This is a genomic window from Bacillus sp. N6 (genome assembly GCF_052805735.1).
The window spans coordinates 5,173,933-5,194,415 of the sequence record NZ_CM127843.1; the positions used below are offsets into that span (position 1 = coordinate 5,173,933).

At 39.0% G+C, this 20,483-nt stretch carries 20 protein-coding genes; 1 reads left to right on the plus strand and 19 read right to left on the minus strand.

All coding sequences use genetic code 11. The annotated features are described in order from the left end of the window. Window positions 1-67: 67 nt before the first annotated feature. From ACUXVC_RS26760 to spo0F, 12 genes are all read right to left on the minus strand, one after another. Window positions 68-1,108: an L-threonylcarbamoyladenylate synthase gene (locus ACUXVC_RS26760; RefSeq protein WP_050844751.1), complete on the minus strand. Its 1,041-nt coding sequence runs from the start codon at window positions 1,106-1,108 to the stop codon at window positions 68-70. Between the two features lie 108 nt (window positions 1,109-1,216). Further along, window positions 1,217-1,675 carry a mechanosensitive ion channel protein gene (locus tag ACUXVC_RS26765; protein ID WP_000758437.1) on the minus strand — a complete coding sequence of 153 codons (459 nt, stop codon included), beginning with the start codon at window positions 1,673-1,675 and terminating at the stop codon, window positions 1,217-1,219. Between the two features lie 49 nt (window positions 1,676-1,724). Beyond that, the gene (gene spoIIR, locus ACUXVC_RS26770; RefSeq protein WP_095689958.1) at window positions 1,725-2,588 is read right to left on the minus strand and encodes a stage II sporulation protein R; all 864 of its coding nucleotides are present in this window, start codon (window positions 2,586-2,588) and stop codon (window positions 1,725-1,727) included. A 112-nt stretch (window positions 2,589-2,700) separates the two neighbouring features. Next, window positions 2,701-3,552, minus strand: a complete 852-nt coding sequence (gene prmC, locus ACUXVC_RS26775) for a peptide chain release factor N(5)-glutamine methyltransferase (RefSeq protein WP_095689957.1) — start codon at window positions 3,550-3,552, stop codon at window positions 2,701-2,703. Further along, window positions 3,552-4,619, minus strand: a complete 1,068-nt coding sequence (gene prfA, locus ACUXVC_RS26780; RefSeq protein ID WP_000887066.1) for a peptide chain release factor 1 — start codon at window positions 4,617-4,619, stop codon at window positions 3,552-3,554. The genes prmC and prfA overlap by 1 nt, the downstream gene beginning before the upstream one ends. Before the next feature lie 143 nt (window positions 4,620-4,762). Then, window positions 4,763-5,350 (minus strand): thymidine kinase, encoded by a 588-nt coding sequence (locus tag ACUXVC_RS26785; RefSeq protein ID WP_000280851.1) that lies wholly within the window; start codon window positions 5,348-5,350, stop codon window positions 4,763-4,765. 108 nt (window positions 5,351-5,458) lie between these two features. Continuing rightward, window positions 5,459-5,704, minus strand: a complete 246-nt coding sequence (locus ACUXVC_RS26790) for a type B 50S ribosomal protein L31 (RefSeq protein WP_000643435.1) — start codon at window positions 5,702-5,704, stop codon at window positions 5,459-5,461. A 524-nt stretch (window positions 5,705-6,228) separates the two neighbouring features. Next, the gene (rho, locus tag ACUXVC_RS26795; protein WP_001053903.1) at window positions 6,229-7,500 is read right to left on the minus strand and encodes a transcription termination factor Rho; all 1,272 of its coding nucleotides are present in this window, start codon (window positions 7,498-7,500) and stop codon (window positions 6,229-6,231) included. A 272-nt stretch (window positions 7,501-7,772) separates the two neighbouring features. After that, window positions 7,773-8,738 (minus strand): class II fructose-bisphosphatase, encoded by a 966-nt coding sequence (gene glpX, locus ACUXVC_RS26800; protein WP_000442336.1) that lies wholly within the window; start codon window positions 8,736-8,738, stop codon window positions 7,773-7,775. 116 nt (window positions 8,739-8,854) lie between these two features. Continuing rightward, window positions 8,855-10,144: a UDP-N-acetylglucosamine 1-carboxyvinyltransferase gene (gene murA, locus ACUXVC_RS26805; RefSeq protein ID WP_000413248.1), complete on the minus strand. Its 1,290-nt coding sequence runs from the start codon at window positions 10,142-10,144 to the stop codon at window positions 8,855-8,857. Window positions 10,145-10,476: 332 nt separating this feature from the next. After that, window positions 10,477-11,334, minus strand: coding sequence for a class II fructose-bisphosphate aldolase (locus tag ACUXVC_RS26810; RefSeq protein WP_001131856.1), 858 nt, complete (start codon window positions 11,332-11,334; stop codon window positions 10,477-10,479). A gap of 210 nt (window positions 11,335-11,544) precedes the next feature. Beyond that, window positions 11,545-11,913: a sporulation initiation phosphotransferase Spo0F gene (spo0F, locus tag ACUXVC_RS26815; protein ID WP_000398594.1), complete on the minus strand. Its 369-nt coding sequence runs from the start codon at window positions 11,911-11,913 to the stop codon at window positions 11,545-11,547. A gap of 201 nt (window positions 11,914-12,114) precedes the next feature. Between spo0F and ACUXVC_RS26820 the strand changes: the two genes are divergently transcribed. Next, window positions 12,115-12,639, plus strand: a complete 525-nt coding sequence (locus ACUXVC_RS26820) for a DUF2529 domain-containing protein (protein WP_097920061.1) — start codon at window positions 12,115-12,117, stop codon at window positions 12,637-12,639. 31 nt (window positions 12,640-12,670) lie between these two features. On the opposite strand, the gene pyrG is transcribed toward ACUXVC_RS26820, so the two are convergent. The 7 genes from pyrG to ACUXVC_RS26855 all read right to left on the minus strand — a co-directional run bounded on the left by pyrG (window position 12,671) and on the right by ACUXVC_RS26855 (window position 20,476). Further along, complete coding sequence (gene pyrG, locus ACUXVC_RS26825) at window positions 12,671-14,278, minus strand: CTP synthase (RefSeq protein WP_000170461.1); 1,608 nt, start codon at window positions 14,276-14,278, stop codon at window positions 12,671-12,673. A gap of 257 nt (window positions 14,279-14,535) precedes the next feature. Continuing rightward, the gene (rpoE, locus tag ACUXVC_RS26830; RefSeq protein WP_053563307.1) at window positions 14,536-15,075 is read right to left on the minus strand and encodes a DNA-directed RNA polymerase subunit delta; all 540 of its coding nucleotides are present in this window, start codon (window positions 15,073-15,075) and stop codon (window positions 14,536-14,538) included. Window positions 15,076-15,230: 155 nt separating this feature from the next. Beyond that, on the minus strand, window positions 15,231-15,860 hold the full coding sequence (locus ACUXVC_RS26835) for a TetR/AcrR family transcriptional regulator (RefSeq protein WP_144465595.1): 630 nt from the start codon (window positions 15,858-15,860) through the stop codon (window positions 15,231-15,233). Between the two features lie 66 nt (window positions 15,861-15,926). Continuing rightward, a complete protein-coding gene (gene acdA / locus ACUXVC_RS26840; protein ID WP_000545543.1) occupies window positions 15,927-17,066 on the minus strand; it encodes an acyl-CoA dehydrogenase AcdA in 1,140 nt (379 codons plus the stop codon). Between the two features lie 21 nt (window positions 17,067-17,087). Continuing rightward, complete coding sequence (locus ACUXVC_RS26845) at window positions 17,088-18,218, minus strand: acyl-CoA dehydrogenase (protein ID WP_144465594.1); 1,131 nt, start codon at window positions 18,216-18,218, stop codon at window positions 17,088-17,090. Window positions 18,219-18,291: 73 nt separating this feature from the next. Next, window positions 18,292-19,143, minus strand: a complete 852-nt coding sequence (locus ACUXVC_RS26850; protein WP_000538874.1) for a 3-hydroxybutyryl-CoA dehydrogenase — start codon at window positions 19,141-19,143, stop codon at window positions 18,292-18,294. A 49-nt stretch (window positions 19,144-19,192) separates the two neighbouring features. Beyond that, the gene (locus ACUXVC_RS26855; protein WP_120459809.1) at window positions 19,193-20,476 is read right to left on the minus strand and encodes an acetyl-CoA C-acetyltransferase; all 1,284 of its coding nucleotides are present in this window, start codon (window positions 20,474-20,476) and stop codon (window positions 19,193-19,195) included. Between the last annotated feature and the right edge of the window lie 7 nt (window positions 20,477-20,483).

Below are 20,483 nucleotides of genomic sequence, written 5' to 3' on the forward strand. Positions count from 1 at the left end.
CCTTGGACGTGCTACTTCACAATATGCTTATCCAAGGAGAAATATTCTGTTTGCTAATCGTACCTTATCATTCAATAATAATATGATGTCCTGCCGCTTTTGTTAAACGATTCATAATAGCATTTCCTATTCCTTCATTAGGGAACGACTCACTAAAAATAACATCCACTTCACTTGCATCAAATGTTCTAAGTACATCATATAATTTAGTCGCAACGCTAGCTAAGTCACTTCGAACACCACAAGATAATATAACATCTGCGCTATATACATGCTGATACTCTTCTGTCGTTAATACGCCTACTTTAAATCCTTCTTCCTTTTTCTCATCTACAAGATGCTGAATAAACTCACGTGAGCCCTCAACAATACTAAGTGGTGCTTTCGGCGCATAATGTGTGTATTTCATTCCAGGTGATTTCGGTTTTTCCTTCTCATCCTTTAAAGCTGGATCTAAAGAAACGGTACCTATCACTGCTTCTAATTGTTCTTTCGTAATCCCACCTGGACGTAATATTGTTGGAACCGTGCTTGTACAATCAATTACAGTTGATTCAACGCCTACTCCAGTTGCACCACCATCAACAATACCTGCGATCTTCCCGTTCAAATCTTCATATACGTGAGAAGCTAGTGTTGGACTTGGACGCCCTGAACGATTCGCACTTGGTGCCGCAACAGGTACATTCGCCTCTTCAATAAGAGCAAGTGCAACTGGATGATCAGGCATTCTTACCCCAACCGTATTAAGTCCTGCTGTCACCCTCTCTGAAATCCCTTCTTTTCTCGGCAAAATAATTGTTAATGGTCCTGGCCAAAAATGCGCCATTAACTTCTCTGCAACTGGTGGAATTTCTTTCACAATCCCATCTAACTGAGATTTTGTACCTATGTGGACAATGAGTGGATTATCACTCGGTCTTCCTTTCGCTTCGAAAATTTTTGCGATTGCTTCATCATCCATCGCGTTTGCACCTAACCCATATACTGTTTCCGTAGGGAAAGCAACCGCCTCATTTTCTCTTAATAATTTTGCTGCTTCTTGTAACTGTGGATAATATTTTTTTCTTTCCACAACATTATCCACAACCCACATATTTGTATGCATTTTTTTCCACGTCCTTTTCTACCCTTAAATACTTATCTATTTTTAGTTTACTATGAGATTTATCCAAAAGACAAACAAGGTTTATCCACAAAATGTGGATAAACCTAATTAATCCGTGGATAACTTTGTGAATAGCTGACAATTTAGTATTATTGCATTCTGCTCTTTTATATTTTTACAAAAATGTTCTAACTGTTGAATTCCCTCTGGAACCTCATCCTTTTCTATAGTAAAAAAGTCAAAGAACTGAAAGATTGGTACAGATTGTGGATGGTTTGTTAGTAAGTACAATTGTTGAACACTTTTTTCTTTCATATACTGCAAAAACATTTCAAAAAAATATAAGAAAGTCTGTTTATCCACATGAGGTGTGAATAAACAAGAACGAATAAGTACATCTTCCCCACTTTGTTCATAACCAATTACAGCTCGTATTTCTTCCGCCTCTTCCAAAATCATAAATTGTGCGTACAACTCATTTATTTTATCATCTTTTTTATTAGCTTGTCCGAAAAAAGAATGTAATCTTTCCACATCTGCTTTCGTAGCAAAATACACTTTCTTCATAATAAATCCCTCCTCATTTTTATATATGAGGAGGGATTTATTAATAGTACTATTTAGAGAATAAAGATCTAAAAGCTTCTACAATAAACAATTTAACTTCTGGCTTTTCTTCTTCCTCTTCTACTTTTACATACTCATTTTGCTTTTCTTGTTTTTTCTCCACAGGTTTCTCCACTTTTTCCAAAGTTTTTGTTTCTTCTTTACTTACAGGCTGCTCTTCGACTTTTGTTTCATTTTTTACTACTTTCTTTTCAGAAGATGTTACTTTTTTTACTACCTCCTGTTTTACAACTTTCGTTTCTTTTACCTTATCCACTTTCTTCTCTTCTGTATTTACTACTTCCTCATCTAGTTGTTTCACCTGCTCCTCTTCAGGAGATTCCGCCTTCACAACGTGCTCTTCTTTTCTTACAGCTGTCCCACTCGAAAAATCTAAGAAACACATTGGTGGAAATAATACACACCACCAGTTCGCCCCTTCACCTTCTCCAATTGTAATCAATACCGCTTCATATTCTCCTGCTGGATAAATAAAATTCCCATATACCTTTGTAGGAAACTTTACATTCTTACTAAATTTCACTTGAAATGATTCTTTACTTCCTTCTCTTTTTAACGTATTTTCCACCGTTTTCTCGATTTCTGGAATATGACTTTGAATTACTTTGCGCGCCTCTTCAAATGAAGTTAAATCCGCTACCCATCCATCAATTTGTGCTTTTACTTCATCACGCACTTTACGCTTTAATGCCTGGTCTTTATCTGAATCACTATTTGCTAAAATTCGTAATCGAACGGCCTCTTTCGGAATAACTGAAGGCCCTTTTGCATCAGCTTTCATATATCCAAACTGCACAAGTAACTGTGCACCAATTAATAATATAAGAAGATAAGCAATAACTTGTTTTTTCATTTCCTCCACCGTCCCCTCTACAAACAGTGTGGACAGACTTTCATATTTCTAAACTATTAAATTCAAAATCTATATGAATTTTCCCACAAAAAAATGGAGTAAGGTGTGAACCTTACTCCATTTCTGCAAATACCATACGGTCTTTTCCGTTAATATCAAAAACAACCTCAACATGGGCATGTGGAAAAGCTTGTTGTAACAATCTTTTTACATCCTCACCTTGTCCTACTCCAATTTCAAACGCTACAATTGCTTTCTCCTGCAACACATTAGGCAATTCTTCCATAAAACGGCGATAAAAATCTAATCCGTCTTCTCCACCAACAAGCGCTCTCTTCGGCTCATGCTCTTTCACAACAGGAGAAAGACCACGCCAATCCTCTTCCGGTATATATGGAGGATTTGAAACAACAACATCTAGCTTTTGACCCGTTTTATGAAATGGTGACAATAAATCACCGTGATAGAACGTTACTTCTGCACCTAAAGCTTTTGCATTTTCTTTTGCAACTTCAATCGACTCTTGTGCAATATCTACTGTATACACGTGGAGATTTTTATTTTCTAAAGCAAGCGTAATAGAAATCGCTCCACTACCTGTGCCTATGTCTGCTACATGTAGTTCCTTTTCGCCAAAATGGCGCTCAATTCTTTCTAATACTCCTACTATAAGCTCTTCTGTTTCCGGTCTTGGTATTAATACTTCTTCATTCACAAAGAACGACCGGCCATAAAACATTTCATAACCAATCATATATTGAATAGGAATACCTTCTACATGCTTGTGGATAAACTCCGTAAAGCTTGCCTCTTGTTCCTCATTTATTTCTTCACGCATATTCATAAGTAATCCTGTTCTGTTCATCTTTAATACATGACAAAGGACAATTTCTCCCGCATTTTCATCTCGTCCATTTTCCTGTAAAAAAGAAGAAGCCCATTTCAGGGCTTCATAGACACGCATTACTCAGCTGCCTCCATCCTTTGAGCCTGATCTTCCATCACTAAGGCATTGATGAAATCATCTAACTTACCTTGTAAGATTTGATCTAGCTTTTGAATCGTTAAACCGATTCGATGGTCTGTAACACGGTTTTGCGGGAAGTTATACGTACGAATACGCTCTGAACGATCACCCGTACCAACAGCTTGTTTACGGTTTTGATCATATTCAGCTTGTGCTTCTTGTCTAAACTTATCATAAACACGTGCGCGTAATACTTTCATCGCTTTTTCTTTATTCTTAATTTGTGATTTCTCATCCTGACAAGATACAACTACACCAGTCGGTAAATGCGTTAAACGTACCGCTGACATCGTTGTATTAACACTTTGTCCACCAGGACCACTAGAAGCGAATGTATCAACACGAACATCTTTCTCGTGAATGTCGATTTCTACTTCTTCTGCCTCTGGTAATACAGCTACAGTTGCTGTAGATGTATGAATACGTCCACCAGATTCCGTTTCAGGAACACGTTGTACACGGTGAGCACCATTCTCGAATTTCAGCTTCGCGAAAGCACCTTTACCGTTAATCATAAAGATAATCTCTTTATATCCACCTAACTCTGTATAGCTAGCCTCGATAATTTCTGTTTTCCAACCTTGAACCTCAGCATAACGGCTATACATGCGGTATAAGTCACCAGCAAATAAAGCGGCCTCGTCGCCACCAGCAGCCCCACGAACCTCAACGATAACGTTCTTATCATCATTAGGGTCCTTTGGAACTAGTAAAATTTTCAGACGTTCTGATAACGTTTTTTCTTGTGATTCTAACTCAGAAACCTCTTCTTTTACCATGTCACGCATTTCTGCGTCTAACTTCTCTTCTAACATTGCTTTCGCATCTTTTAATTGCTCACGAACATCCTTATACTCACGATACACCTCTACCGTTTCCTGTATATCAGACTGTTCCTTTGAATATTCACGAAGTTTATTTGTATCGCTAATAACCTCTGGGTCACTTAACAATTCATTTAACTTCTCATAACGATTTTCTACAGCTTGCAAACGATCTAACACATCATTCACCTCTACATCCTAGTATCTAATACAAATAGTATATGGTACTTACTCAAAAAAACGCAAATTATATTTAAAAGCGTAAGCGGCTCACACCACCCACACTCTCTATTCTGAAAAAAACCCGCCTTGCGCAGCGAGTTTTACTTATCTTTGTTTGTAGGAACTGCATGACAATGACGACAGCGTGGCTCATACGATTCTGAAGCCCCAACTAAAATAATCGGATCATCAAATGCCGCTGGTTCTCCATCAATTAATCGTTGTGTACGACTTGCCGGAGATCCACATGCAGAACATACTGCTTGTAGCTTTGTTACATGTTCAGCAATCGCCATCAGCTGAGGAACTTGTCCAAATGGTAGACCACGGAAATCTTGGTCTAAACCAGCTACAATGACACGATAGCCACGATTTGCCAATACTTGCACCACTTCCACAATGTCCCCATCAAAGAATTGTACCTCATCGATTGCAATTACATCCATATCTTCAGTGATATGTTCAAATATATCTTTTGAAGCTGAAACAGGAACTGCTTTTACCTTTAATCCGTTATGTGATACAACGTCTTCTTCACTATAGCGATTATCAATACATGGTTTAAATACAATTGCATGTTGTTTCGCAAATTGCGTACGGCGCACACGGCGGATTAACTCTTCTGATTTACCAGAAAACATACTACCGCAAATCACTTCAATCCAGCCATTTTGATTTATTAAGTACATGAAGCTCTCCTTTCATCTACTTTTTAGTTAAAAGTAGGGTAAAGGTATAATATTTTCACAAAAAAAACAGACAAGCGAATACATACACTTGCCTGTTTTATGTTTTTATTACTTGATACCGTATTTCTTATTGAAGCGATCAACGCGTCCGTCTGCAGTAGCAAACTTCTGACGTCCAGTGTAGAATGGGTGAGAATCAGAACTGATCTCAACTTTTAGTAATGGATAAGTGTTACCATCTTCCCACTCAACAGTTTCGCTAGAGCCTTTAGTAGACCCGCTTAAGAATTTGAAGCCTGTGTTTGTGTCCATGAATACAACTTTCTTGTAATCTGGGTGAATTCCTGCTTTCATTCTTTTCATCTCCTTCCGCCCTGAATCATTTTCGAAACAGAGTTTTTCATCTTCAGCTGCATACACAACTATATTGATGAAACACATATGATGAAATTATAACAAGGCTAACTTCATTTTGCAACTACCTGTTTTTGTCTTTTGAAATTAAAAGTGTAGACGGCTCGTTTAGCTCTGACTGGCTAAGGTTCTCTCGCACAAAAGGTGCTTTTTAACTTTAGTGCGGGAGGTTCTTAGACACGAAGAGCTAGCCGTCGGAACTAGATACAATTTAAAAGCAGAAGCGGCTCGTTCAGAATGGGAGGGGGATGGAGCTTCTGACGTAGAGGTGCTTTTTACCTCGTAGGAAGACGCGAAGCCACCGACCATTCTAGCCGCTGGAGCTGGATATCACCTTAAAAGTGGCGGGGGCTCGCTCAGCTCTGACCAGCTAAGGTTCTCCCACTTATTTCTCTCTTTAATATCACCTAAAAGGCATAAAAAACTCGCTTACTATAAAATAAGCGAGTCCCAATCTTTTCCCTTTACTTAGTTGTTACATATCTTTTCGAGTCTGCAACAATGTTTTGTAAAAATTCTTCGTTTGTCTTCGTTTGACGAAGCTTACGTAAGAAACTTTCAACAAAGTCTGGTGTATCACGCATTGTTTTACGAATGCCCCATAACTTGTCTAAATGCTCTTTTGGAATTAATAGATCTTCTTTACGTGTACCAGAACGACGAATATCAATCGCTGGGAAGATACGACGTTCAGCTAACGAACGATCTAAGTGAAGTTCCATATTTCCAGTTCCTTTAAATTCCTCGTAAATAACATCGTCCATACGAGATCCTGTATCAACAAGGGCTGTTGCTAAAATCGTTAAGCTACCGCCTTCTTCAATATTACGTGCAGCTCCAAAGAAACGCTTCGGTCTATGGAAAGCCGCTGGGTCGATACCACCCGATAATGTTCTACCACTTGGCGGAATAACGAGGTTGTAAGCTCGCGCTAAACGGGTAATACTATCCATTAAAATGATAACATCTTTTTTGTGCTCTACAAGACGCATTGCACGTTCTAACACAAGTTCAGCTACTTTAATATGATTTTCTGGTACTTCATCAAAAGTAGAACTTACAACGTCGCCCTTAACAGAACGTTCAATGTCTGTTACTTCCTCTGGACGCTCATCAATTAAAAGCACAATTAATTCTGCTTCTGGATGATTTGTTGTAACACTGTGTGCAATTTCTTTTAATAGACTTGTTTTACCAGCCTTTGGAGGCGCAACAATTAAACCACGTTGTCCAAATCCAACTGGTGCGATTAAATCCATGATACGTGTCGGTAACTTTTTCGGTTCCGTTTCCAATTTCATTTGGCGATCTGGGTATAATGGTGTTAATGCAGGGAAATGCACACGCTCTTTTGCTGAATCTGGATCATCTCCGTTTACAGCTTCAACTTGTAATAACCCAAAATAGCGTTCATTTTCTTTCGGAGGTCGTACTTTACCAGAAACTTTGTCTCCATTACGTAAATCGAAACGACGAATTTGCGAAGCTGAGATATAAATATCTTCTGAGCTTGGAGAATAGTTGATAGGACGTAGGAATCCAAATCCTTCTGATTGAATAATTTCTAATACGCCTTCCATGAAAAAGAAACCTTCTTTTTCTGCTCGAGCTTTCAAAATAGAAAAGATTAACTCTTTTTTCGTTAACTTGCTATAATACGAAATCTTAAATTCTTTCGCAAGCTCGTATAACTCTTTTAATTTCATGTTTTCTAATGCTGCAATTGACAAATTCATTCAGACACCACACTTTAACGTTATTCTCTTTTTTCATGGGTAAAGGGAAAAAATACGGAAGGCAAATAATTAATAATGAAAGGCAATAAGTTCAAGTAGGGTAATATTCACTATTGTAACCCTTTTATCTAGTTTTAATCAATACGTTGGAACACAAATACAAGAAGCGAAGACAAGAAAATTTGTCTTCGCTTCTTATTTAATTTAGTTCCGGCTCCGATAGTTAAAAAGATCGACCATTTTAACCTTTCTGAACGAGCCGCTTCCACCTTTTACTTAATAACCAAGTTCGGTTTTTTATTTAAGCTATGACGACCATCTACAAAGCGAACTGTACCTGATTTTGCACGCATAACAAGAGATTGCGTTGTTCCTACGCTACCTTTAAATTGAACACCACGTAATAGTTCACCATCTGTTACACCTGTTGCTGCAAAGATTGCATCGTCACCTTTTACTAAGTCCTCCATACGAAGGATACGATTAATGTCTTCTATGCCCATTTTTTTACAACGTGCTAATTCAGCTTCGTTTTGTGGCAATAGTTTTCCGTGAATTTCTCCACCTAAACATTTTAAAGCAACTGCTGCTAATACACCTTCAGGTGCTCCACCAGATCCAAATAGAATATCTACACCTGTACGGTCAAACGCTGTATTAATTGCTCCAGCTACATCTCCATCGTTAATTAATTTAATACGAGCACCAGCCTTACGAATTTCTTCGATAATTGCTTGGTGACGTGGACGGTTTAAAACTGTTGCTACAACATCTTCAATGTCTTTATTTTTCGCTTTCGCAACTGCACGTAAGTTATCAATAATAGGCGCATCAATGTCGACTGCCCCAACTGCTTCTGGGCCAACCGCGATTTTATCCATGTACATGTCAGGAGCATGTAACAAATTACCGTGATCTGCAATTGCAATAACAGCAAGAGCATTCCAGCCACCAGCTGCTACGATGTTTGTCCCTTCTAAAGGATCAACCGCAACGTCTACACGTGGTCCATATCCTGTACCTAATTTCTCTCCGATATATAGCATTGGTGCTTCATCCATCTCACCTTCACCAATTACGACTGTACCTTTCATCGGAATTGTATCAAATACATCACGCATAGCTGATGTTGCTGCACCGTCTGCCTCATCCTTTTTCCCGCGCCCCATCCAACGCGCTGATGATAATGCTGCAGCCTCTGTTACACGTACTAACTCCATAGATAAACTTCTTTCCACAATAATCCCTCTCCTTTAAGTCTTTATATTTCTGCCGTATTTTGTGAACCGTGTTTTTCTATAAAGTGTACTTCCGCAAGTAGTGATGCTTCGCTTCCCCCTTACGGAAGTATCACTTATGCGTTCTTCATCTCTTCAATTTCTTGTTTTGTCATTTGTTCTCGCCAAATGTTTGCTCCAAGCCCTTTAAGCTTGTCCACTATATTCTCATAACCTCGATCAATATGCTCAAGTCCTGTTACTTCTGTAATTCCATCTGCCATTAACCCTGCAATAACAAGTGCCGCTCCCGCTCGTAAATCACTCGCCTTCACTTTTGCACCTTGCAGTAACACAGGACCAGTTACAATTGCCGAACGACCTTCTACTTTAATTTGAGCATTCATACGACGTAATTCATCAATGTGTTTGAAACGGGCACCGTAAATTGTATCTGTTACAACTCCCGTCCCGTGTGCTTTTGTTAAAAGCGTCGTAAACGGCTGTTGTAAATCTGTTGGAAAACCTGGATATACAAGCGTTTTGATATCAACTACTTTTAACTTTCTATTACCGTTCACTGTAATTTGATCATCATTCGTTTCAACTTGAACACCAGCTTCTCTTAGCTTTGCAGTAACTGATTCTAAATGCTGAGGAATAACGTTATCAACCGTTACTTCTCCTCCTGATGCAGCTCCTAGAATCATATACGTACCAGCTTCAATACGATCTGGGATGATAGTATGGTGACAACCATGTAAAGAGTCCACACCATCTATTCGGATTACATCTGTACCGGCACCTTTAATACGTGCTCCCATGCTTGTTAACAATGTAGCTACATCAATAATCTCGGGCTCTTTCGCTGCATTTTCAATAACAGTTCTACCTTTTGCTCGTACAGCTGCTAGCATAATATTAATCGTAGCCCCCACACTAACAACATCTAAATAAATACGTGCTCCATGTAGTTCATCTGCTCTTAAATAGATAGCACCTTGTTCATTTGTAACATGTGCACCTAGCGCTTCAAACCCTTTAATATGCTGATCAATCGGCCTCGGTCCTAAGTGACATCCACCCGGAAGCCCAATAACAGCTTTTTTAAAACGGCCAAGCATCGCACCCATTAAATAATAAGAAGCGCGCAATTTTTTCACTTTTCCATTTGGCAAAGGCATTGCAACCATGTTAGAAGGATCGACTACCATCTCTTCCTCCTGTCCATAAGTTACTTTCCCTCCAATTTCCTCTAGTAAGTCGCCTAACATTTTCACGTCCGAAATATTAGGGACACCACCAATAGTTACTGGAGTATCTGCTAAAATTGTCGCTGGAATTAATGCAACGGCACTGTTCTTTGCACCGCTTACTCGAATTGTTCCATTTAAAGCTCTTCCGCCTTCAATTAGCAATTTTTCCATATTGAGCTCCCTTCTTGTGAATGTATTTACTTTCTATCTTTTCATAGAAAGCTCCCCTTAAGAATCTCAATTACTCTTTCCATCCCAAAACTCAATAAATAGGAAACCATTATCTCCATTTCTCCTGTAGCACGAATAGATAAAGATCAACTATTCATCGAATTCACTTTATCAATTTAGATACGTTATCACATTTATTAATAGGACTATGCACATTATTTTCTATTTAAAAACCAAAAATGATAAAATCTTTCGACTTGTTCACGCTTTCATTATACAACGAAAGGAAACCGTCTAAAAGACTAGACGGTTTCCAAAACGGAATTTTATTCTTACGCTTTACCGTTAGAACCGAACTCACGCATTTTACCAGCAACAGTTGCTTTAATAGCGTCGCGGCCAGGTCCAATAAATTTACGAGGATCGTAAACTTCTTGGTCTTTGTTTAATACTTCACGAACAGCTTTTGTAAACTCGATTTGGTTCTCAGTGTTTACGTTGATTTTTGAAGTACCTAAAGAGATAGCTTTTACGATATCAGCAGTTGGGATACCAGTACCACCGTGTAATACTAAAGGTACGCCAGTGAAGTCACGAACTTGTTCCATTTCAGCGAATCCTAAGTTAGGCTCACCTTTGTAAGGACCGTGTACAGAACCTAAAGCTGGAGCTAGGCAATCGATACCTGTTGCTTCAACAAGGTGCTTACACTCTGCTGGGTCAGCGTAAATTACGCCTTCAGCGATTACGTCGTCTTCTTGTCCGCCAACTGTTCCAAGCTCAGCTTCAACAGATACGTTACGAGCGTGTGCGTATTCTACTACTTGTTTAGTAGTTTCAACGTTTTCTTCGAATGGGTGGTGAGAAGCGTCGATCATTACAGATGTGAAACCTGCATCGATTGCTTCTTTACATTTTTCGAAGCTTGAACCATGGTCAAGGTGAATCGCTACAGGAACAGTGATGTTCATTTCTTCGATTAAAGCTTTAACCATAGCTACAACTGTTTTGAAACCAGTCATATGACGAGCTGCACCCTCAGATACACCTAGGATTACAGGAGATTTTTCTTCTTCCGCAGCAGCTAAGATAGCTTGAGTCCACTCTAAGTTGTTCATGTTGAATTGACCAACTGCGTATTTTCCTTCTAGTGCTTTGTTTAGCATTTCTTTCATAGAAACTAAAGGCATGGTGAATCCTCCTAAAAAACGTTTTTTGTATCCGATAAGTTCTTATCGCTGGTAGTATGACCAGAATAAGGTAAAATATGTATATCTACATACCGGACTTTTTTCTACACTCAATAGGATAACAACTTGTACTCAAAAACTCAACCGTATTCACCTGCACAATAGTCCATGTAAACGCTTTTTTCCATATTTTTTATAAAAAATTCATTTTTACGCCTCTACAGCGAGCTCATTTCTCACAGCTTGACGAATTTCATCAATATCAAATGGTTTAGCAAAATGCATTAAAGCTCCTAAATCTTTTGCTTCTTGGATCATATCAAGCTCTCCATAAGCAGTCATTAAAATGACTTTAATACTCTCATCAATTTCTTTTACATGCTTTAAAATCTCTATACCATCCATGCCTGGAATTTTCATATCTAACACTACTAAATCTGGATTATCTTTTTTCACGATATCTAAAGCTTGAAATCCATTCGCTGCTTGGAATGTCTGATAACCTTCTTTTTGGAACACTTCATGTAATAACACACGAATCCCATATTGATCATCAACAATTAAAATTTTACCTTCCATAATTCCCAACCTTTCTGTGTAAGTACAAGATTTAAAGCTTCTTATATCTTAACGATTTATTTTCGCTATTCTTTGGCAAATTCCTTCCTATTCTTTCTTATTTTACCGTTTCCTATTTTGTTATGCTACCCTACGATTTCACCTTTCTAAAAAAATAAACTATAATGAAAGCCGGCAAGCACGTACGAAGGGAGTAATATTATGTTAAAAATTTTTTCAACTCAATTAAGTGGTTATTTCTCCAAAATTTCTCAAAAAGAAGAAATGAATATAGAAGATAGCGCTCGTTTACTTGCTCAAGCACTAGTTGGCGATGGTTTCATTTATTTATATGGTACAAATGAAATGGAGGGCGTTGTTGCCGAAGCACTATTCGGTGCTGAACCAATGAAGCAAGCAAAACGCTTATTTGAAAATGGTAAAGAAGCAGAAGTAACCTCTGCGGATCGTGTACTTCTTATTAGCCGTTTTTCAACAGATGAAGCGGTTGTAGAAATTGCAAAAAAACTACAAGAAGAGGGACACTCTATTGTCGGCATTTCTGCTCTTCAAGAAGGTACGGAATCACTGGAACAATATACAGACGTACATATTGATACAAAACTGTTAAAAGGTCTTATTCCAGACGATGAAGGTAATCGCTACGGGTTCCCAAGCTTAATAGTAGCTTTATTTGCTTATCACGGAATCAAATTTACAATTGATGAAATGTTAAATGAATATTAAAAAAAGCGCCTTGTTTCAGGCGCTTTTTTTATTACTTGCTCTCTTTATTCGTAATAGAAGCTCTTACGAAGTCATGGAACAATGGTTGTGGACGGTTTGGACGAGAAACAAGTTCTGGGTGGAACTGTGCTGCCACGAACCAAGGGTGGTCTTTTAATTCAATGATTTCAACTAGACGGCCGTCTGGGCTTGTACCAGAGAATACAAATCCTTCTTTTTCCATATCCGGACGGAACTGATTGTTGAACTCATAACGATGACGATGACGCTCATATACAACCGGCTCATTATAAGCATTGTAAGCATTTGTTTCTTCAGCAAGCTTACATGGGTATAGACCAAGACGAAGTGTACCACCTAAGTCCTCTACATCTTTTTGTTCTGGTAATAAGTCAATGATTGCATATGGCGTATCAGGATTGATCTCAGAAGAGTTAGCACCTTCTAAACCTAATACATTACGTGCGAATTCGATTGATGCAAGTTGCATACCTAAGCAAATTCCTAAGAATGGAACTTTGTTTTCACGAGCATATTGAATCGCAACGATTTTACCTTCTACACCACGATCGCCAAAGCCACCTGGTACAAGGATACCATCTGTGTCTCCTACTAATTCTTGTACATTTTCTGCTGTTACGTGCTCAGCATTTACCCATTTTACTTCTACATCTGTGTCGAATGAGTAACCAGCATGACGAAGTGCTTCTACAACAGAAATATATGCATCTTGAAGTTCTACATATTTACCAACAAGAGCGATTTTTGTTTTCTTAGAAAGATTACGTACTTTGTTAACTAGCGCAGTCCACTCTGTCATATCTGCAGCTGGATTGTCTAATTTTAAGTGATCACAAACGATTTGGTCCATGTTTTGTTCTTGAAGAGATAATGGAACCGCATATAAAGTATCTGCATCGCGAGCTTCGATAACTGCTTTTGTATCGATATCACAGAATAATGCAAGCTTGTCTTTCATATCTTGAGAAACAGGCATTTCTGTACGAACAACGATGATGTTTGGTTGAATACCTAAGCTACGAAGTTCTTTAACGCTATGTTGCGTTGGTTTTGTTTTCATTTCACCCGCTGCTTTTAAGTACGGGATTAACGTACAGTGAATGTACATTACATTGTCACGACCGATGTCGCTCTTAATTTGACGGATTGCTTCTAAGAATGGTAGAGACTCGATGTCACCAACAGTTCCACCGATTTCTGTAATAACAACATCCGCATTTGTTTCACGACCAGAACGATATACGCGTTCTTTAATTTCGTTAGTGATGTGAGGAATAACTTGAACCGTTCCTCCTAAATATTCACCGCGACGCTCTTTTTGAAGAACTGAAGAGTAAATTTTACCTGTTGTTACGTTGCTGTATTTGTTTAAGTTAATGTCGATGAAACGCTCATAGTGACCAAGGTCTAAGTCAGTTTCTGCGCCATCATCTGTTACGAATACCTCACCGTGTTGATATGGGCTCATAGTCCCTGGGTCTACGTTAATGTATGGATCAAACTTTTGAATCGTTACGTTTAAACCACGATTTTTTAAAAGTCTTCCAAGAGATGCTGCTGTAATACCTTTTCCTAAAGACGATACTACACCGCCTGTTACAAAAATATACTTAGTCATGAAAAAGCTCCCTTCTATTTTGCTGTTATATAATCACCGTTGCAAAGCGCAACGTATGTAGATAACACTGTATCCATCTTATTGTTAGACTCTTTTTATTTTCTAAACAAAAAACAAAAAAGAAAATTGCTCCCCTCATCACATAAAGTAATAAGTAGGGAGCAATTTTCTTTTATATTTACACTTTAAAAGTATTATCGTCCTTTTTTAAAGAGCCCAAAAATGATTCTACATGGACGATAATGAAAAGTCAAGAACTACAGTTCTTCCTCTTCTTCTTCTTCAGTTTCATCATACTCAAGTTCTTCTTCAGCGAAGTCGTCGTCTTCATCTTCTTCTAAATCATCAAGATCGTCGTCATCTCCGTCTTCATCTTCAAGAACCTTGTCCAAATCTTCTACATCATCTTCGTCGTCGTCTGCATTTCCGTCTGCATCGTCAAAGTCATCTTCATCTTCTTCAATGTAGTCGTCAAAACCGTCTTCCTCAACTTTACGTTTCTTCTTCGGTTTTGGCTGCGGTAAGATTTCTTCATCAATTTGCTCATATGGGTACCAGCTGCGTAGTCCCCAACGATTTTCTCCTAAATTAATGAAACGTCCATCGATGTTTAAGTCTGTATAAAATTGTGCGAGTTTCGCATTAACTTGCTCTTGAGATAGTCCCAGCACTTGAGCGATTTCTTGAACCAACTCGTTGAATGTCGTTGCTTGTTTTTTATCCCCTAAAACGCTATGTACAACTTCAATCATTGAACATTCTTTTAGCTCTTCTGGTGAATATTGCTTAAAATCCACTTATGCGGCACTTCCTTTCATCAAATATAACCTTATATATAACGGCCTGCTTAAAAAAATCCATACTATTCATTATAAACAAAAGTCGCACAAATATGCTACAAAAAAAACGGGAAACTTTTATATGGTAATAAAATTAATAATTTGTCTGTCCCTTATTTCGGAAGCATATGGGCCCCTTGCAATACATACCTAATTTGCATTTCTGTATATTCTTCGAGCGTATACAGTTTTTGCAGCGCCCAGCGTCTAAATCCCCACATCTGTCCTTGTATAAAAATATTATGGGCAAGAAGCTGTATTTCTTTTTTATTTAATGTAAATGTTCCATTTTCCGTACACTGTTCTAAAATATTCTCGAACATTCCTACCATTTGAAACTCCTTTTCTAATACATACGGAAGTGATTCTTTTGGTAAAAAGCGTACCTCTTGATACATTATCAATACTTCTTCCTGCAATTCGTCCATCACTTTAAAGTAATTCGTTATTGCTATCTTTAAACTTTCTATACTCCCTTTTTCTGTACACACTACTTCCTCTAATCGTTCTTTTACATGTTCATATATACTATCACAAACTAAATACAACACATCATCTTTTGTACGAATGTACTCATAAAGTGTCCCTATACTAAATCCAGCCGCTTTTGCAATTTCTCTCGTTGTTGTACGCGGAAATCCTTTTTGTTTAAACAGTTGCACCGAACCTTTAATCATTTGTTCACGTCTTAACGCAACTAATTTTTCATCTTTCACCGATGCATGTACATTATGTTTAACCATTCCCTTCACCTCTCTCTATTATTTTTTGGAAGGAAAAAGCGTAGGAAAATACCTACGCTTTCGTCCCTACTTCGTTAACATACGAGAAATTACAAGCCTCTGAATCTCTTGTGTTCCTTCGTATATTTGTGTAATCTTTGCATCTCGCATATAACGCTCTACTGGATAATCTTTCGTATAACCGTAACCACCAAATACTTGCACCGCTTCAGTCGTCACCTTCATCGCTGTATCCCCTGCAAATACTTTTGACATCGCTGATTCTTTTCCATACGGAAGCCCTTCTGATTCAAGCCAAGCCGCTTGATATGTTAAAAGGCGTGCCGCTTCTACATCTGTTGCCATATCCGCAAGTTTAAAGCCAATCCCTTGCTGCGCCGCAATTGGTTTTCCAAATTGATGGCGCTCCCTTGCATATTCTACAGAAGCATCTAAAGCCCCTTGTGCAATACCAACAGCTTGCGCCGCAATACCGTTACGACCTCCATCTAATGTTTGCATCGCAACTTTAAATCCTTGCCCCTCTTCTCCAAGTAGATTCTCTACCGGAATACGGCAATCTTCAAACATAATTTCAGTCGTTGGTGAAGAGCGAATCCCTAGCTTGCTCTCCTTCTTCCCAACTGAAAATCCCGGTGTATCACTTTCTACAATAAATGCACTCGTACCGCGCTGCTTCGATTCAGGATCAGTTAGCGCAAAAACAACATAAATATCAGCAATACCGCCATTTGTAATGAAAATTTTTGATCCATTTAAAATATAATGGTCGCCATCTCTTTTTGCGATTGTCTTCATTCCACCAGCATCCGATCCAGATCCTGGCTCCGTTAAGCCGTATGCACCAATTTTCTTCCCTTCAGCCATCGGTCGTAAAAACTTTTGCTTTTGTTCTTCTGTCCCAAATTTAAAAATTGGCCATCCCGCAAGTGAAGTATGCGCAGATAGTGTTACACCTGTTGAAGCACAAACTCGAGATAATTCTTCAATCGCAATTACATACGCTAAGTAATCGCTTCCAATTCCGCCGTACTCTTCGGGCCATGGAATACCGGTTAAACCAAGCTCTGCCATTTGATCAAATAACTCTCGATCAAATCGCTCTTCCTCATCACGCTCAGCTGCTGTTGGTGCTACTTCATTTTTAGCAAAATCTCGAACCATTTTTCTTATCATTTCATGTTCTTCTGATAGTTTAAAATGCATCTCCGTCTCCCCCTCGCCCTTTTATAAAGCACGGCTAATAACAAGTTTCTGTATTTCACTTGTTCCTTCATATATTTGCGTGATCTTCGCATCACGGAAAAATCGTTCTACTGGATATTCTTTCGTATAACCGTAACCACCAAATACTTGCACCGCCTCAATCGCGACTTCAACCGCTGTCTTAGAAGCAAATAATTTCGCAATAGATGCTTCTTTACCGCATGGTAATCCTTGTGCCCTAAGAGACGCCGCTCTATATACGAGTAACCTTGCTGCTTCGACACTTGTTGCCATATCTGCAAGCTTGAAGCCAATCCCTTGCTGCGCCGCAATTGGTTTCCCAAATTGTTCTCGTTCTTTTGCATAATCAATCGCACATGCAAGCGCCGCTTCAGCAATTCCTAACGCCTGTGCACCGATTCCAATTCGCCCAACATCTAAATTCGCCATCGCCACCTTGAATCCTTGTCCTTCTTCCCCAAGTAAATTCTCCGCTGGCACTTTCATATCTTCAAAAGTAAGTTGTACTGTACGAGAACCGAGGAGCCCCATCTTATGTTCATCTTTTCCGATGATTAAACCAGGTGTATCTTTCTCTACTATAAATGCAGAAATACCACTTTTCCCTGCCTCTGGATTTGTAGAAGCGAATACAATGTATGTACTTGCTTCACCACCATTTGTAATAAACACTTTCGATCCATTAATAATATAATGATCGCCTTTTTTGACAGCTCTTGATTTCAAACTCCCTGCATCTGATCCTGCATTTGGCTCTGTTAAAGCAAATGCGCCTAAATATTCCCCGGTTGCAAGTTTAGAAACATATTTTTTCTTCTGTTCTTCTGTTCCGAAATATAAAATCGGATTCATTCCAACTGACGTATGTACAGCTAAAATTACACCAACTGTTGCACTTACCTTTGAGATTTCCTCAATGGCTAGAATATAAGAAATAAAATCCATTTCTGCCCCGCCGTATTTTGCAGGCGCTGGAATACCCATTAATCCAAGCTCACCCATCTTTTGCAAAATCTCTTTCGGGAACACCCCTTGTTCCATACTAGGAACAAAGGGAGCAATTTCCTTCTGTGCAAAATCCCGAACCATTTTCCTCATCATTTGCTGCTCTCCATTAAAACGAAAGTTCATATATTCCGCCTCCATTTGCTATATATCCTTTAAATAATTTGGTAAGACCACTATTTTGTAACAAAAGGGGCATTTATTCGTAAACGTAGAATCCACGACCTGTTTTACGCCCTAACCATCCTGCATTTACATACTTACGTAATAACGGACATGGGCGATATTTACTATCTCCTAATCCTTCATGCAACACTTCCATAATGTATAAACACGTATCTAAACCGATAAAATCAGCGAGTGTCAAAGGCCCCATCGGATGGTTCATACCAAGCTTCATGACCTCATCAATTGCTTCTTTCGTCGCTACACCTTCGTATAACGTATAAATTGCTTCGTTAATCATCGGTAGCAAAATGCGGTTTGATACAAAACCTGGGAAATCATTTACTTCAACTGGCACTTTCCCAATTTTTTTCGTAATATCTTCAATTGCTTCATATACCGCATCATCTGTAGCCAAACCACGAATAATCTCAACAAGCTTCATAACTGGAACTGGATTCATAAAGTGCATGCCGATTACTTTTTCCGGACGCTTCGTTACCGCTGCAATTTCTGTAATTGGCAGAGATGACGTATTTGTCGCTAAAATTGCGTGTTCTGGAGCAATTTCATCTAGATTCGCAAAGATTTTCTTTTTAATATCCATTTTCTCAACAGCTGCTTCAATAATAAGATCCGCTTCTTTCACACAATCTAAATCAAGCGTTACTGTAAGACGATTTAATGTCGCTTCCTTCTCTTCTTCCTTCATGCGTCCTTTTTCTACTTGGCGCGCTAAGTTTTTCGTAATGATAGCCAATCCTCTATCTAATTGCTCTTGTTTTAAATCTTGTACCTTCACGTCATATCCTGCCATTGCACATACTTGTGCAATTCCTGATCCCATTTGCCCTGCACCAATTACAACAATGTTTTGTACACCCATTTTTTCTTCCCCCTTAATTGTTAATAAATTTTATACCCTCGAACTTTAATTAGTGAACTTCAATCATCACTGCGTCCCCTTGACCGCCACCGCTACAAATCGATGCAATTCCAATTCCGCCGCCGCGCTGCTTAAGTGCATGGATTAGCGTAACGATAATGCGCGCTCCGCTTGCTCCAATTGGATGGCCCATCGCTACCGCGCCGCCATTTACATTCAATTTTTCTGGATCAATTCCTGCGATTTCTGTACTTGCAATTGCTACCGCTGCAAATGCTTCATTAATCTCGAATAAATCGATGTCTTCAATTGTCTTGCCTGTTTTTTCAAGCAATGCGTTAATTGCATAACCTGGCGTTCTTGGGAAATCTTTAGATTCCACTGCAATTGCTGTATGCGCCAAAATTGTCGCTAATGGCTTTCTTCCTTCTTGCTTCGCTCTGTCTTCGCTCATTAACACAAGTGCGGCACCACCATCGTTTAGTCCTGGCGCATTACCAGCTGTCACTGCCGCTTCCTTATCAAATACAGGTTTTAACTTTGCTAACTTTTCAATCGTTGTATCTTCACGTGGCGCCTCATCCTTTGCAACGACAATAGGATCGCCTTTTCTTTGCGGGATCGTTACTGGCACGATCTCCTCTTCAAAACGTCCTTCTTTATGCGCTGAAACCGCACGCTGATGGCTACGATATGCCCATTCATCTTGTGCTTCGCGAGAAATTCCATCTTCCTTCGCAACTTCTCCTCCATAAACACCCATGTGTGTACCTGAAAATGCGCATGTTAAACCGTCAGCAACGTTTAAATCAATAACTTCGTTGTTGCCCATTCTGTATCCCCATCTTGCTCCGCGTAAAATGTAAGGACTGTTACTCATCGACTCCATACCGCCAGCTACAATCAGTGATTGATCGCCAGTACGAATAATTTGATCCGCTAACGTAACCGCACGAAGTCCTGATGCACAAACTTTATTCACTGTTTCCGTCTGCACTTCCCAAGGGATTCCAGCAGCCCTTGCAGCTTGACGCGATGGAATTTGCCCCTGTCCCCCCTGAATAACCGTTCCAAATATAACTTCTTCAACATCACTAGCCGCAACATTTGCTCTTTCAAGCGCTGCTTTAATTGCAATTCCTCCAAGTTCCGTCGCTTTTACATCTTTTAAAGATCCTCCAAATTTTCCAACTGGTGTTCTTGCAGCACTTAAAATAACTGTTTTACTCATGTTTCTTTCCCCCATTTCTTTTTTTAACACTGAGCGCTCGCTCGGTATCCCTACGTTGAGAAGAGGTGCAATCATTGCACCTCTTTCTAAAGTTGTATACATTCTTATA